This is a genomic window from Halomonas sp. GFAJ-1 (genome assembly GCF_000236625.2).
Classification (GTDB): Bacteria; Pseudomonadota; Gammaproteobacteria; order Pseudomonadales; family Halomonadaceae; genus Vreelandella.
In genome coordinates this window covers 53,402-68,416 of sequence record NZ_AHBC01000049.1, presented here as the reverse complement: position 1 = coordinate 68,416, position 15,015 = coordinate 53,402, and the positions used below count along the sequence as shown (strand labels likewise).

Here is a 15,015-nt window from a genome sequence, read left to right as displayed (position 1 = left end):
CACGCTGGAACCCATGACCACGACTACCTCACCTTCGCTGCCGATTTACTTAGACTACGCCGCCACGACGCCGGTTGATGCTCGGGTGGCCGAGGTCATGCAGCGCTACCTGACGGTTGATCAGCTGTTTGCCAACCCCGCCTCGCGTAGTCATATGCTCGGCTGGCAGGCTGAACAAGTCGTTGAGCAGGCACGGCGCCAAGTGGCAGATACTATTGGCGCTGACCCGCGTGAAATTGTCTGGACCAGTGGCGCCACCGAAGCCGACAACTTAGCGCTGATTGGTTTTATGCGTGCTAACCGTGAACGCGGCATGCACTTGGTAACCTCCCTCATCGAGCATAAAGCGATTGTCGATACGGCTAAGGCGCTTGAAAACGAAGGGTTTGAGGTCACTTGGCTAACACCAGGGCGCGACGGCTGCATAACGCCCGAGCAGCTTCGCAGCGCGATGCGTGATGACACCGCACTGGTGTCGCTGATGGCGGTCAATAACGAACTGGGCAGCATTAACGATACTGCCGCACTGTCCGCGGTTGCCCACGAATTTGGTGCCGCGTTTCATACTGACGCAGCTCAAGCGGTGGGTAGGGTTCCCCTTGATGTGGTGGCGCAGAGCATCGATTTGATGTCGCTTTCTGGCCACAAAGCCTATGGCCCCAAGGGGGTCGGCGCGCTCTACGTTAAACGCCACCCAGATATTCGTGTTGAAGCGTTGATCCATGGCGGCGGGCACGAGCGGGGCATGCGCTCGGGCACCCTTCCGACCCACCAAATCGCCGGAATGGGGGAAGCCTTTGCGCTCATACAGCGCGAGCATCAAGCCGACCAAGCACACGTCGCACAACTTCGCGAGCGGTTTTTAACCGGCTTGGAAGGCATTGACGGCATTGTCGCCAACTCCCCGCTGAAGCACGCGGTGCCCAATATTTTGAACCTTGCGTTTAAAGGGGTTGATGGTGAAGCCCTTCTGATGGCGCTACGCGATGTCGCCGTATCCACCGGCTCAGCCTGCAACTCTGCAAGCGTTGACCCCTCGTATGTGCTGCTAGGTATTGGCACACCCCGCTCACTTGCCCTTTCATCGCTGCGGTTTAGTTTTGGCCGCTTTACCCACAGCGCAGATATTGACCATGCGTTAAGCCTTATTCGTCATGCGGTGAGCGGACTACGCGCCACAGCGCGTTAAATAGCCAATGCTCTCTCCTGGCTCTCTACTTAAGACTTCTTCAAGGAGGACGCCCAAATGGCAACTCTCAACATTACCCCCGCAGCCGCCCAGCAGATTCGTCACGTACTAGACGAACGCGGCCAAGGGCTCGGCCTGCGTGTATCTGTTAAACCCAGCGGCTGTTCCGGCTATAGCTACGTGCTCGACTTTGCCGATGAGACCACCGCCGACGAAGTGCGCTTTGAGGAGCATGGCGCCAGCGTCTATGTTGCACCTGATGCGCTAGAAATGCTGGATGGCAGCGAAGTGGATTATGTGAGCGAAGGGCTTAACCGCTTTTTCCGCTTCAATAATCCTAACGTTAAAGATCAGTGCGGTTGTGGCGAAAGCTTTACTGTTTAAGCTCTCCGGGCAATATCACCGGTATTCATCCCCTCCGGGAAACGCTATAATCGCGGCCACTCGGTACCCAGTGATACCTTTGCACGCGTACCGAATCACTTTTCCTGCGCCGCCTCGGCTTTCCGGGGCGGCAATTTTGCTTATCTCAATTAAGGAGAACTCTGCATGGCTACTGAACGCACTCTTTCGATTATCAAGCCCGATGCCGTCGCTAAAAACGCGATTGGTGACATCATTGCTCGCTTTGAAAAAGCTGGCCTGAACGTCGTTGCCGCTAAAATGACCCACCTTTCTGAAGAGAAAGCGGGCGGTTTCTACGCCGAGCACAAAGAGCGTCCTTTCTTTAAAGACCTAGTAGGTTTCATGACCTCTGGCCCGGTCGTTGTTCAAGTGCTGGAAGGCGAAGGCGCTATCGCTAAAAACCGTGAACTGATGGGCGCTACCAACCCGAAAGAAGCGGCTCCTGGCACTATCCGCGCTGACTTTGCGGAAACTATCGACGCTAACGCTGTCCACGGTTCTGATTCTGCGGAAAGTGCTGAGCGTGAAATTAGCTACTTCTTCGGTAACGACGAAATCTGCCCGCGCTAAGCACTTCGCGCCGCCGTTTCAACACCCGTTGCCGGCCATTTTTGCGGGGGCCTCGCCCCCGCCTCTTTATGAACGCTGACCGCCATGACCACCACCGTAGCTCAACATACGCCTGCCCCCCACTCCACAACTGAACGTGCGCCTACCGCTAATCCCGCGATAGAGCGCCAGAACCTGCTCGGCATGTCCCGCGAGCAGATGGAAGCCTTCTTTTTGTCCATTGGCGAAAAGAAGTTCCGCGCCGCCCAGGTGATGAAGTGGATACACCAGGAAGGCAGCGATGACTTCGCAGCGATGACTAACTTATCAAAGCCGCTACGGGAAAAATTAGCGAAGGTGGCTGAGATTCGTGGCCCGTCGGTTGTCTACGAAGGCACCTCAAGCGATGGCACGCGCAAGTGGGTGCTAGAGGTGGAAGATGGCAGCTACGTTGAAACAGTGCTGATCCCCGCTGAAAACGGTAAGCGGCGCACACTGTGTGTCTCTTCCCAGGTGGGCTGCTCGCTGGACTGCAGCTTCTGCTCCACCGGCAAGCAAGGCTTCCAGCGCAACCTGACCGCGGCTGAGATTATTGGCCAGGTATGGGTTGCCCAGCGCAGCGTCGGGCCACGCCGCGACACTGCCAATCGTCCAGTTACTAACGTCGTCATGATGGGCATGGGTGAACCACTGCTCAACTTTGACAATGTGGTACCCGCAATGAAGCTAATGCTGGACGATAACGGCTATGGGCTTTCCAAACGCCGGGTAACGCTATCAACCTCCGGCGTTGTACCGATGATCGATAAGCTGGGTGATGAGATGGACGTCAGCCTGGCTATTTCGCTGCATGCGTCCACCGATGAACTGCGTAACGAACTCGTACCGATTAATCGCAAGTACAACATTCGTGCACTTCTGGATGCCTGCCACCGGTACCTATCGAAATGTCCTGACAACCGCCAGGTCACAATCGAATATACGCTGATCCGTGACATTAACGACCAGCAGGAGCATGCCGAGCAGCTTGCTGCACTGCTGAAAGAGCTGCCCTGCAAAATCAATCTCATACCGTTTAATCCGTTCCCTAATTCCGGCTACGAAACACCGTCGCGCAACCAAGTCATGCGCTTTCAGCAGTGGCTCTATGATCAAGGTTACAACGCCACTGTTCGCGTTACGCGAGGTGAAGACATTGATGCGGCTTGCGGCCAGCTCGTCGGACGCGTCAAAGATCGCACCAAGCGCAGCGCACGCTACATTCAATCCGTGCAGTTAGATGCGGACTAGACGCTGGTGACCTTGACTTCCATTGAACACAGCGCTTTGATGGATTCGTTTTGTTGGCGGCAGGGGCTTGACCGCCAACAGTACCGTTTTAAGATTTACGGCATTTAAAGACACGTCATTTAGAATCAACCGTTTTCAGCGGCATTTAGTAAAGGCAACCATCAAGAGGGTGTACATGACCGGTCTTTGCAGGCGCTTCCCATCTAGGGCATCTATGCTGTGTGTGCTTATCAGCAGCATGCTGCTAACCGGTTGCGCTACGCCAAGCAACGCCCCGGTCGAAGGCGGCCAAAATGCAGCTGAAGCCTATACCCAGCTAGGGGTCGCTTACTTAGAGCGCGATAACCTTCCCCGCGCGTTGAGCGCTCTTGATCGTGCGCTGGAAATTAATCCTCGTCACGCTGAGGCACTTCAGGCCCTTGCGCTGGTCTATCAGCAGCAAGGAGAGAACGAACTTGCTAATCGCTACTTTGAGCAAGCCGTTAATGCAGCACCCTCGTTTACCCGAGCGCGCAACAACTACGCCGCATTTCTCTATCAACGGGCACAGTTTGCAGCGGCTTGTGAACAGTTAGAAATTGCATCGCAAGATGCCCAGTACGCCAACCGAGCCCAGTTATTTACTAACTTAGGGCAGTGCTATGTGGCGCTGGAAGAATTTGATAGCGCCCGCGAAGGCTTTCAGCGGGCGCAAAGTATCGACCCACGCAACCCGCGTGGGTATTTCATGTTAGCCGAACTTGAAGTTTCTCAGGGTAATTATGAGCAAGCCTGGGCGCCACTGCAGAGCTATTTGCAGCTAGCCGGACCAGACCCAGCAGCACTGGAAATGGCGATTGACCTCGCCCATGCCCGAGGCGACCACGCCGCGGCTGCCGATTACCAGCGCATGTTGAATACCAATTAACTGATGCCCTGATCACCTATTTATTGAAGGATGCTCAGCCATGAGCGACACACAGTTACACGATAGCGTTACCGCTGACACCAGCTCCCCTGGTGAGCTTCTATTACGCCAACGCGAAGCGCTTGGCGTTCCCCTAATTGATGCTGCACGCGCCCTCAACCTGCGCCCTGCTGTGGTGGAAGGGCTGGAACAAGACAACTACGCTGAGATTCCGGTCACCGCCTATCGACGAGGCTACCTACGCGCTTATGCCCGGTATTTAGGCATGGACGACCGCTTAGTGCTCGATGCTTATCAAGTGCAAAATGGCAGCATCGATACGGAACGCAAAGTTGCTCCCGTTTCCGTTAGCCGCCCCCCTTCCAAAGTGGGCGCCTGGCTATTTAAGCTTGTCACGTTGCTAGTAATCGTTGGTTTAATTGCCGTTACCGTAATGTGGTGGCAAAGCCGTGGGGGCAGTGAGCCACCCAGCATGGGCGCTTCCCCATCGGTAGAGGAAGAAGAAGCGCTTAATGCTACCGCTGAGCGCGAGCCAACCCCAACCAGTGAGCCGGCAGTAGCCTCAGCACCGCAACTAACGGAAGAAGAGGCTGAGACATCACCCGCGCCCATGGCAGAGGTGACGGATGAAGCCACACAAGCAGCCGCCATGGTGGTTGCGGGTAGTAGCACACCCGCGAGCGATGCCAGCGAAGAGGAGCCTACAGCAGAAGCCGCTCCCCCTGCCGCCGCGCCCAACACCCTGGAGCTGACATTTAACGAACAGTCTTGGACTGAGATTTTTGATGCCAGCAACCAGCGGGTGTTTGTCGGCCTCCAGACGCCCGGCACTACCGCCAGTGTAGAAGGGGAGCCTCCATTTCGGTTAACGATCGGCAACGCAACGGGCGTAGAGCTACGCTACCAAGGCGAAGCCATCGACCTTCCTCAACGCGCCGGTGCCAATAATGTTGCCCGCTTCACCTTAGGAGAGTGACACGTCTTATGCACGCCCCTTCTCCCATTAAACGTCGATTTTCTCGCCAAATTCATGTTGGCAAGGTACCCGTTGGTGGCGATGCACCTATCGCTGTCCAAAGCATGACCAATACCAACACGCTTGATGTCGCAGCCACCGTGGCGCAAATTCAACAGTTGGAAAAAGCCGGTGCCGATATTGTGCGCGTTTCCGTGCCTGATATGGACGCTGCTGAAACCTTTGGCCAGATCAAAAAGCTCGTCGATGTACCGTTAGTGGCCGATATACATTTCGACTACAAAATCGCCTTGCGCGTTGCCGAACTGGGTGTTGACTGCCTGCGCATCAACCCCGGCAATATCGGCCGGGAAGATCGGGTACGCGCAGTCGTCAGTGCAGCCCGTGATAACGGCATTCCAATCCGCATTGGTGTTAACGCAGGCTCTTTAGAAAAAGACCTGCAGAAAAAGTACGGTGAGCCTACCCCCGCCGCGCTGGTAGAATCAGCCATGCGTCATATTGACCACCTCGACCGCCTGGACTTTGCTGACTTTAAAGTCAGCGTTAAAGCCTCAGATGTGTTTATGGCTGTGGCGGCCTACCGTGACTTAGCTACGCGTATCGAGCAGCCGCTACACCTGGGCATTACCGAAGCGGGTGGTTTGCGCGCAGGCACCGTCAAGTCGTCTATCGGGCTCGGCATGCTGCTGATGGACGGTATTGGCGACACCATTCGTGTTTCCCTGGCGGCAGATCCGGTTGAAGAAATAAAAGTCGGTTTTGATATGCTCAAAAGCCTGAGGCTGCGCTCTAAAGGCATCAACTTTATCGCCTGCCCCAGCTGCTCACGGCAAAACTTCGACGTTATCAGCACCATGAATCAGCTCGAAGAGCGCTTAGAAGACGTGATGACGCCCTTGGATGTCTCCGTTATCGGCTGTGTCGTGAATGGCCCCGGCGAAGCCAAAGAGACCGATATTGGCTTAACCGGCGGCTCTCCTGCCAACCTCGTTTATATCGATGGCAAACCCGCCAGCAAGCTGCGTAACGACCACCTTGTCGATGACCTTGAAAAGCTGATCCGCGAAAAAGTACGTCAAAAACAGCAGCAGCAAGACGATATGATCGCTCGCAGCGTTTAACGCCGAGCCAGACTGCCCAGCCCGGAGCGCACTGTTCAGTTAACTTGTGCGTCCCGGGCTGCCTCCCATACAAGGAGTTTTCATTGAGTAAGTCCACCGCCAAAAAGATTCAAGCGATTCGTGGAATGAACGACCTATTGCCCAGCGACAGTCCTCGCTGGCAATTTTTTGAAACCACCGTTCGTCAGTTAATGCATCGCTATGGCTTTGATGAAATTCGCACGCCCATTGTCGAGCAAACCGCGCTCTTCGCCCGCTCTATTGGCGAAGTGACCGATATTGTCGAAAAAGAGATGTACACCTTCGACGACCGCAATGGCGATAGCCTGACGCTTCGCCCTGAAGGCACCGCAAGCTGTGTGCGTGCTGCCATGGAAAATGGCCTGCTCTACAACCAAACCCAGCGGCTTTGGTATCAGGGGCCGATGTTTCGCCATGAGCGTCCGCAAAAGGGCCGCTATCGCCAGTTCCACCAAGTAGGTGTCGAAACCTATGGCTTTGAAGGACCCGACATAGATGCGGAAGTGATCCTACTCTCAGCCCGCCTATGGCGTGAGCTGGGCCTTTTGGAACACGTAACGCTAGAACTGAACTCGTTGGGCTCCACAGAAGCCCGCGCCGCCTACCGCGAGAAACTGGTGGCCTATTTCGAGCAGCACCACGACGTGCTGGATGAAGACTCTAAGCGCCGCCTGACCAGCAACCCATTGCGTATTCTTGATTCGAAGAACCCGGCAATGGCCGAGATGCTTAATGCTGCCCCGCAGCTGATGGACCATCTTGACAACGAATCCAAGGAGCATTTCGAGCAGCTGAAAGCGATGCTGGATGCCGCCAATATTGCTTACGTGGTCAACCCTCGCCTTGTGCGCGGCCTAGACTACTACTGCCGCACGGTGTTTGAGTGGACAACTACCGCACTGGGCAGCCAAGGCACCGTTTGCGCAGGCGGGCGTTATGATGGTTTGGTAGAGCAGCTAGGCGGCAAACCTACCCCAGCGGTGGGCTTTGCCATGGGCATCGAGCGCCTTGTGCTACTGCTGGAAACGCTCAATTTAGTGCCTGACGCTGCGTTAGGCGGCTGCGATGTCTATCTTTTACCCATGGACGACAACGCCACGGTGGCCGCACTTACCCTAGCAGAACAGCTGCGCAGCGAGCTTCCGGCCCTCAGGTTGCAGCTACACTGCGGGGGTGGCAGTTTTAAGAGCCGAATGAAAAAAGCCGACAAAAGCAGCGCCCCCATTGCCGTTCTACTGGGCGAAGATGAGATGGCGGCAAATGTCGTTACGCTTAAGTTTCTGCGCGAAGCACGCGAGCAGCAACGCGTGGCCCGCGACGAGCTTGCGGCTACGCTTGGCGAACTAGTTTCCCATTAACCCTACTGCTGTGACGCAATGCCGAAACAGCAGATGAATACTTGCTAGCCGCCTATGCGGCTATGCCATAGCACAGGAGGCCGCCCGTGGCGGAGCTGAGAAGCGAAGAAGAGCAGCTTGATGTCATCAAGCGCTGGTGGAAAGAGAACGGAACCTCTCTTATTGCAGGCGCCGTTCTCGCAGCAGCGGGGGTGTTTGGTTGGAACGCCTGGCAAAACTACCAGGAAGGACAGGCCGAAGCCGCCTCTGCGCGTTACCAACAGCTTGTGAACATGACGGCTGGTAACGCTTTAGAAGAGGATCAACTGGCCACCGCCCGCGCGTTAATCAGCGAGATTAACGACGATCATGGCAATACGCTTTATGCCGAGCTTGCGCTACTGCTGGACGCTCGCCTTGCCGTACAGCAAGACAACCTGGCAGACGCCAAGGCCGCTCTAGAGAACGTCGCCGACAGGTCGTCGCGCCGCTATGTACAAAGCCTTGCCTGGCTGCGCTTAGCGCGTATCGAAGTCGCTGAAGGCAACCCTGAAGCTGCGCTTAGCCTGCTTGATGAGCCAATCACAGAGTCGCTCGCCGCCCAGCAAGCCAATATACGGGGCGACGCCTATGCGGCGTTAGGTGATACAGAGCAAGCGCGTGACGCTTGGCAAACTGCGTTAGAGCTGGCCCAAGCCCGTAACCAAGCGCTCTACGGCGTACAGTTTAAGCTTGACGATCTCGGCGCCGAGGAGGCGACACAATAATGACGATCAGCCTGACAAAACCGCTTTTTTCCAAGCAGCTACTGCGCGTGGCGCTAGGCGCTGTTGCCTTAGCATTACTAGCGGGATGTGCCAACAAAGGCGAACCCGCCTATACGCCTAAAGAGTTACGCAGTTTTGAAGAGACCTCATCGCTGGACAGCGTGTGGCGTAGAAACGTAGGCGATGGTCTAGGCCGCGCACGCTACCCCATCGCCCCCACCCGTGAAGGCGATACGGTATTTGCTGCTGACGCTACAGGCCTGGTGATGGCGCTTAATGCGGACAGCGGTGAGCGTGAGTGGCAGACCCAGCTGGACACGCCTATCTCAAGCGCTTTGAATGCCGTGGCAGGCAACCTCTACCTAGGCACCCGCAACGGTGAAGTGTTCGCGCTTAACCAGCGTGATGGCAGCGTTCGCTGGCGTTCACGGGTCGCCAGCGAAGTTCTGGCCGCCCCCCAGGCTAACCAGCAATTACTGTTAGTACAAAGCATTGATGGTCAAGTAACCGCGCTAGACCGTGCTAGCGGTGAAGAGCGCTGGGTGTATACCAGTTCGCAGCCAGCGTTGACGCTGCGCGGCACCGGCACACCCATGACCATCGACCCGGTTACCTTTGTTGGCATGGCCAATGGCCGATTAACCACACTGGATAACCGTAATGGTCAGCCACTGTGGGACATGCAAATTGCCACACCACGGGGGCGCAGTGAAGTTGAGCGCTTGGTCGACCTATCCGGCCAGCCAGTGCTGAGCCCGGACGGCCGCTTATTTGTGACCAGCTATAATGGCCGCGTTGTTGCTCTGGAAGCTACCCAAGGGGGTGTGCTGTGGGAAAGCAATCTGTCTAGCCGTCACACGCCCATCCTGGTAGGCAACCTGCTGTTTGTGGTCACCGACAACAGCCACGTGGTGGCTCTGGATGCTAACAGTGGCCAAGAAATTTGGCGCAACAACAGCCTGGAAGACCGCTGGCTAACGGCGCCCGCCTTCGCGGATGGACGCCTGGTATTTGGCGATTTTGAAGGTTACCTGCATCTACTTGATGCGCGTGAAGGCGATATCGTCGGCCGCACCCGCGTGCACCGTTCAGGTATTAGCGTACGCCCGGTGACTGAAGGCAACATCATTCATGTTCAGGCGAATAATGGTCGCCTGGAAACCCTGGAAATAACTCCATGACACCCGTCATTGCTTTAGTCGGTCGACCCAACGTGGGTAAATCGACGCTGTTTAACCGCCTGACGCGTTCGCGTGATGCGCTCGTGGCCGATTTTCCTGGCCTCACTCGTGACCGCAAATATGGCAATGGCATGTTGGGCGGCAAGTCATACACCGTCATTGATACTGGCGGCATTAGCGGTGATGAAGAAGGCATCGATGCCGCAATGGCGGAGCAGTCGTTAGCTGCTATTGATGAAGCCGATATCGTGCTGTTTTTGGTTGATGCCCGGGCAGGGCTAAACGTCGCTGACGAGGCCATTGCCAATCACCTGCGTGTAAACCAGAAAAAAACCTGGCTGGTAGTGAATAAAACCGATGGCTTGGAAGAGCACTCGGCCATGGCTGACTTTTGGAAGCTTGGCCTGGGTGACCCCTGGCCCATCGCTGCCGCCCACGGGCGTAACGTATCGCTGCTAATCGATACCGTACTAGAGCCGTTCCCTGAGCGCGACGCCAGCATCCCTGCCGATACGGGCAGTAAAGGGATTCGTATTGGTGTGATTGGCCGCCCGAACGTGGGTAAATCCACGCTAGTCAACCGCCTGCTTGGCGAAGAGCGCGTGGTGGTGTTCGATGAAGCCGGCACCACCCGGGATGCCATCGAAATACCCTTCGAGCGTAATGGCAAACCTTACGTATTAATTGATACTGCCGGTATTCGGCGTCGTAAGAACGTGCGCGAAATCGCCGAAAAGTTCTCGATCATCAAAACCCTCGACGCGATCAAAGAGTGCCATGTTGCAGTGATGGTACTCGATGCACGCAGCGGTTTGGTTGAACAAGACATGCACCTGCTGGATTACGTGCTAACCACTGGCCGAGCGCTAGTGCTAGCCATAAACAAGTGGGATGGCCTTGAGAGCGACGCCAAAGAGAAGATGCGCGCGGAAATTAAACGCCGTTTAGGCTTTGCCGACTATGCCGAGATACACTTTATCTCGGCTCTGCACGGTACGGCGGTGGGTGATCTATACCCTTCGATTGAACGCGCCTTTAACGCCGCTAACGCACACTGGTCAACCAACCGGCTGACCACATTGCTGCAAGATGCGGTAAGCCAGCACCCACCGCCGATGGTCAACGGGCGGCGGATCAAACTACGGATGGCCCACCAGGGCGGCAGCAACCCGCCTATCATTGTGGTACACGGCAACCAGACCGCGTCGCTGCCTGAGGCTTACCGCCGCTACCTGACCAACACCTTTCGTAAAGTGTTAAAGGTACGCGGCACACCTATGCGCTTTGAATTCCGTACGGGCGACAATCCGTTCGACCATATGGCGGGCGCCAGCGATAAAGAGAAGGCTAAAAAGCGCGAGCTTAACCGCACCAAAGAAGCGCGTAAAAGCCGCCGCTAGGCCTTAATGCCGGCGACATCATCTAGGCTGATATAAACAACGCCTGCTGAATTCTTCAGCGGGCGTTTTTAGTTATAAGTTAGCGCTCGTAAATTAGCTTGACAGACGTTCGCGCTAGCCCTCAAATAGCCGCGCTTTTCAGCACTGCCTCACCCTGAATTCTTAGCCCTTCCTAGGAGGGAGTTTTATGATAACGGCCGTTAGCCGCTGGCGCGGATTTGCGATGTTAACCATGGCAAGCCTTTTAACTGGCTGCCTGGCGCTACCCCAAACGGGTTTGTTTGCTTTTCGCTTAGCCGTTACCTCACTGGGCATTGAAGAGGTGCGTATTGGCCCCTATAACATTCAGGCTGGACTCGATACCAGCGATTTGACCAGCTTGATAGCCTCTAGCCTAGGCACGGGCAGTTTGCCCGTTCAGGCCACGCTGGCGATGGGTTTAGGCCTACCCGCGGGCATGCCTGCGGTTGAGATGTCGGGCTTTCGCTGGACGCTGGATATGCCGGGAGTCGACCCCGTCAAGGGACAATACCAGCAGGATGTCACGCTGACCCCCGGCGACGATGCTAAATTACGCCTGCCTGTTGCCTTCGACATTCTCGCAACCGACCCGCAGCGTATGACGCCAATGCTAGAGCTGGTTAGCCAACTAGCATCTCAGGGGGAGTTACCGGCCGGCAGCGAGCTAGCCATTACACCAGGGGATCTGCGCGGCTTAGGCATGACGCTGCCATCAGGCCTCTTCACACCTACCATTCGCCTAAACGTTGGGGCCGATGGTCAGCTCGTTCCCCAACGCTAATGGCTTAGGGCGGTTTAAGAGAACGATTTAAAAAGGGCAAGCTAAGAGGCGCTGGTATTATCAGGCTATCTCTTTTCTTGCAGCCGCTTGCGGCCTACCCAGTGGGCCGCAAATTGCCAGGCGGTTCGACCGCTACGCCCTCCTCTCAATGTCGCGAAACGAACGGCCTCTGCTTTTGTCGTATCGTTCCAATCCTGGGGTTTGCCAAGGTGGCTAACCCAGTGCTCACACACCTCAAGGTACGTCGCTTGGCTGAAGGGGTGAAACCCAAGCCATAGCCCAAACCGGTCTGAGAGCGAAATTTTCTCTTCCACCGCATCGCCATGATGCAGCTCCTCGCCAACCAAGCGGCTGCCGCTATTGTCATCCATCGATTCCGGCAGCAAATGGCGACGGTTGGAAGTTGCATAGAGTAAGACGTTCTCGGGCGGCCCAGTTAAGGCACCGTCCACCACGCTTTTGAGCGCTTTATAAGCGTCATCGTTGCCCTCAAAAGAGAGGTCATCGCAATACACCACAAAGCGCTGTGGCATATGGCGCAACTGCTCTACCAGCAGAGGAAGGCTGCAAAGGTCGTGACGATCCACTTGGATCAACCGCAGCCCCTCCTCAGCCAGCGAATTAAGCAGCGCGCGTATAATGGATGACTTCCCGCTTCCCCTAGAACCCCATAGCAGCGCGTGATTAGCGGGGTGTCCTTGTAGAAACGCCCGCGTGTTATCAATGAGGGCCAATTTTTGCCGCTCAATACCCAGCAGGTCGTCCAATGTCAGCGCATCGCGTGGTGGTACCGGCACCAGCCACCCACCCAAGGGGTGGCGCTGCCAAATCGCCGCCACATGAATGTTCCAATCCACCGGCGTGGGTGCAGGCGGCAGCCAGTGGTCGACATGATCTAACAGGCGCGTAATGCGCTGGCTCAATTCAGCATCCATCGTTGTCCTCGGAGTGCGTTATGATAGAAAGGTTTGATTTACCACCGACAGTAGTTATCTTGTCGGCAAGGATCTCTACTCGTATAAGGAAACCGTCTATGCGTTGGCTTCGTCCATTGGCTATTACTGCGCTGTGTGCCTCTATAGCGGCGTGCGCCACCTCCCCAACCGGCCGATCACAGCTGTTACTGCTTTCAAATGATCAGTTGAACCAAATGGGTCAACAAGCCTTTGCTCAGTATCAACAAGATGTGCCTACCGCTGATCAGGCAAGTCACCGCTATGTTCAGTGTATAACCAATGCGATTGTTGACGTACTCCCCGCTGAACAGCGTGACCTCGATTGGCAAATCCGTGTCTTCGAGTCTGAGCAGCCGAACGCGTTTGCGCTACCCGGCGGCTATATGGGGGTCAACACGGGCATGTTAAATATAGCCACCAATCAGCATCAGCTTGCCTCTGTGGTAGGCCACGAGATAGGCCACGTTATCGCTAACCACGCCAACGAGCGCGCCTCTACCCAAAGCGCGACGTCACTGGGCTTATCGGTCATTTCCAGCACATCAGGCATGCAGACCCCCGGGGGCCAGCAATTAATGGGCGTGCTAGGCATGGGGGCAGAGTATGGCATTGCGCTCCCCTTCTCACGCCGCCATGAAAGTGAAGCCGACATTATCGGCCTACAGCTGATGGCCCAGGCCGGTTTCGACCCTCGGGAAAGCGTCACGCTATGGGAGAATATGCAGGCGGCCTCCAGCGGTGGCGCACCGCCCGCCTGGATGTCTACCCACCCAAGCCAAGGCCAGCGAATCCAAGGGCTTCAAGCGAATATGGATCAAGCGCTGGCAAATTATGAACAGGCACGCAACAGCGGCCGCACGCCCAACTGCCCGCGTCCCTGAGCGGCCTACGCTAGAGGTTTGAATGATTCGAATTGGTTTACTACTGCTTGTCCTGCCCATTTTGGTCCTGATGGCCGTCTATTTTTGGGAACTGGGCGATGTACGCGCCTGCCAGCTTGACGGCGGCTACTGGGATTACCTGGAAAGCACCTGCCGTGAGACGCCGCAGCCTTTTGTTTCCTGGCTTGAGCGCTCGCCGCTACTGGTCAACGGCGGCATGCTAGTGTCTGTGTTGGGGCTGGTTATGTGCATGGTAGGGTTTTACACCAAACGCCGTTAATCGCGGATAATAACGCCAGCAACAGTAACGGGGGCAGCTAACCAAGCTGCCCCCGTTACTTATCATGCACTGCCATTTGTCGATCAACGCCTTCATCAACAGCAGCACTAATCGATAGAAGCACTAATCGCTAAAATTTAGCGATTGCCTAAGCTGCGAGCGCACTGGCGCGGTGTCCGGGCGTACATTACGCCACAGAAAAAACGATTCAGCAGCTTGCTCTACCAGCATACCTAGCCCATCCAGCAGCTTGGCGCCACGGGGTCCCGCCCACTGTAAAAAGACCGTTGGCTCGCTGCCGTACATCATGTCGTAAGCCCAGGCCTGCTGGGTAAAAAGCAGGTCAGGCAGCGGCGGTAAGTCTCCGGTAAGACTGGCGCTGGTGCCATTAATAACCAGATCAAACTGCCCCTCTATGGTGTCAAACCCACCGCCTTTCACCGGGCCCAGGTCAGCAAAGTCCTGCGCCAACTGGCTGGCTTTCTCTGCGGTGCGATTCACCACCACCAGCTCGCGGGGCTTTTCAGCCAGCAGCGGTTCCAGCACGCTACGTAGGGCACCACCCGCGCCAATGACCAGCACGCGCTTATCTTGAATGGGCACGCCGTGGTAAGCCAGGTCACGAACAAGCCCTATGCCGTCGGTGGTGTCGCCATAGGTACGGCCATTGCCCCCCGCGATCAGGGTATTGACCGCCTGAGCACGTTTGGCACGGTGGCTAAGGGTGTCACATAGTGCAAAAGCCTCACCCTTGAAGGGCACGGTCACATTCGCCCCGCGCCCGCCTTGCTCCACAAACGCCTGCCATGCCGCAGCAAACCCGTCCAACGGTGCAAGCTCAGTGGTATAGGTCATGGGCTGCTGGGTTTGGCGACCAAACTCCCCGTGAATCAGCGATGATTTAGAGTGTTTGATAGGGTTACCAAAGACGCAATAACGGTCAGCCATAG

General features: G+C 56.1%; 16 protein-coding genes. 14 read left to right on the top strand and 2 right to left on the bottom strand.

The features are described 5' to 3' along the window. The first annotated feature begins 13 nt into the window (after nucleotides 1–13). The 12 genes from MOY_RS13890 (at nucleotide 14) to MOY_RS13835 (ending at nucleotide 11,948) form a co-directional block, all read left to right on the top strand. Entirely contained in the window at nucleotides 14–1,189 is a 1,176-nt protein-coding gene (locus MOY_RS13890) for an aminotransferase class V-fold PLP-dependent enzyme (protein ID WP_009100877.1), read from the top strand. A 57-nt stretch (nucleotides 1,190–1,246) separates the two neighbouring features. Beyond that, a complete protein-coding gene (locus MOY_RS13885; RefSeq protein ID WP_009100875.1) occupies nucleotides 1,247–1,573 on the top strand; it encodes a HesB/IscA family protein in 327 nt (108 codons plus the stop codon). A gap of 165 nt (nucleotides 1,574–1,738) precedes the next feature. Further along, nucleotides 1,739–2,164, top strand: a complete 426-nt coding sequence (gene ndk, locus MOY_RS13880; RefSeq protein WP_009100873.1) for a nucleoside-diphosphate kinase — start codon at nucleotides 1,739–1,741, stop codon at nucleotides 2,162–2,164. Between the two features lie 84 nt (nucleotides 2,165–2,248). Continuing rightward, on the top strand, nucleotides 2,249–3,433 hold the full coding sequence (gene rlmN, locus MOY_RS13875; RefSeq protein ID WP_009100871.1) for a 23S rRNA (adenine(2503)-C(2))-methyltransferase RlmN: 1,185 nt from the start codon (nucleotides 2,249–2,251) through the stop codon (nucleotides 3,431–3,433). Between the two features lie 175 nt (nucleotides 3,434–3,608). Then, nucleotides 3,609–4,340: a type IV pilus biogenesis/stability protein PilW gene (pilW, locus tag MOY_RS13870; protein ID WP_035540785.1), complete on the top strand. Its 732-nt coding sequence runs from the start codon at nucleotides 3,609–3,611 to the stop codon at nucleotides 4,338–4,340. A gap of 40 nt (nucleotides 4,341–4,380) precedes the next feature. After that, nucleotides 4,381–5,316 carry a RodZ domain-containing protein gene (locus tag MOY_RS13865; RefSeq protein WP_009100867.1) on the top strand — a complete coding sequence of 312 codons (936 nt, stop codon included), beginning with the start codon at nucleotides 4,381–4,383 and terminating at the stop codon, nucleotides 5,314–5,316. Between the two features lie 8 nt (nucleotides 5,317–5,324). Continuing rightward, entirely contained in the window at nucleotides 5,325–6,440 is a 1,116-nt protein-coding gene (ispG, locus tag MOY_RS13860; RefSeq protein WP_009100865.1) for a flavodoxin-dependent (E)-4-hydroxy-3-methylbut-2-enyl-diphosphate synthase, read from the top strand. An 83-nt stretch (nucleotides 6,441–6,523) separates the two neighbouring features. Then, entirely contained in the window at nucleotides 6,524–7,819 is a 1,296-nt protein-coding gene (gene hisS / locus MOY_RS13855) for a histidine--tRNA ligase (protein ID WP_009100863.1), read from the top strand. 86 nt (nucleotides 7,820–7,905) lie between these two features. After that, nucleotides 7,906–8,565, top strand: a complete 660-nt coding sequence (locus MOY_RS13850; protein WP_009100861.1) for a YfgM family protein — start codon at nucleotides 7,906–7,908, stop codon at nucleotides 8,563–8,565. Beyond that, nucleotides 8,565–9,746, top strand: a complete 1,182-nt coding sequence (bamB, locus tag MOY_RS13845; RefSeq protein WP_009100859.1) for an outer membrane protein assembly factor BamB — start codon at nucleotides 8,565–8,567, stop codon at nucleotides 9,744–9,746. Before MOY_RS13850 ends, bamB begins: the two co-directional genes overlap by 1 nt. Further along, nucleotides 9,743–11,146, top strand: a complete 1,404-nt coding sequence (gene der, locus MOY_RS13840; RefSeq protein WP_009100857.1) for a ribosome biogenesis GTPase Der — start codon at nucleotides 9,743–9,745, stop codon at nucleotides 11,144–11,146. The genes bamB and der overlap by 4 nt, the downstream gene beginning before the upstream one ends. Before the next feature lie 187 nt (nucleotides 11,147–11,333). Beyond that, entirely contained in the window at nucleotides 11,334–11,948 is a 615-nt protein-coding gene (locus tag MOY_RS13835; protein WP_009100855.1) for a hypothetical protein, read from the top strand. Between the two features lie 65 nt (nucleotides 11,949–12,013). On the opposite strand, the gene MOY_RS13830 is transcribed toward MOY_RS13835, so the two are convergent. Then, nucleotides 12,014–12,883 carry an ATP-binding protein gene (locus tag MOY_RS13830; RefSeq protein ID WP_009100854.1) on the bottom strand — a complete coding sequence of 290 codons (870 nt, stop codon included), beginning with the start codon at nucleotides 12,881–12,883 and terminating at the stop codon, nucleotides 12,014–12,016. 98 nt (nucleotides 12,884–12,981) lie between these two features. Here MOY_RS13830 and MOY_RS13825 point away from each other — a divergent pair, with 98 nt between their 5' ends. Next, the gene (locus MOY_RS13825; protein ID WP_009100853.1) at nucleotides 12,982–13,785 is read left to right on the top strand and encodes a M48 family metallopeptidase; all 804 of its coding nucleotides are present in this window, start codon (nucleotides 12,982–12,984) and stop codon (nucleotides 13,783–13,785) included. A 22-nt stretch (nucleotides 13,786–13,807) separates the two neighbouring features. Next, a complete protein-coding gene (locus MOY_RS13820) occupies nucleotides 13,808–14,065 on the top strand; it encodes a hypothetical protein (RefSeq protein WP_009100852.1) in 258 nt (85 codons plus the stop codon). A 123-nt stretch (nucleotides 14,066–14,188) separates the two neighbouring features. Here the strand turns inward: MOY_RS13820 and aroE are convergent, their stop codons facing one another. Then, a complete protein-coding gene (gene aroE, locus MOY_RS13815; RefSeq protein ID WP_009100851.1) occupies nucleotides 14,189–15,013 on the bottom strand; it encodes a shikimate dehydrogenase in 825 nt (274 codons plus the stop codon). Between the last annotated feature and the right edge of the window lie 2 nt (nucleotides 15,014–15,015).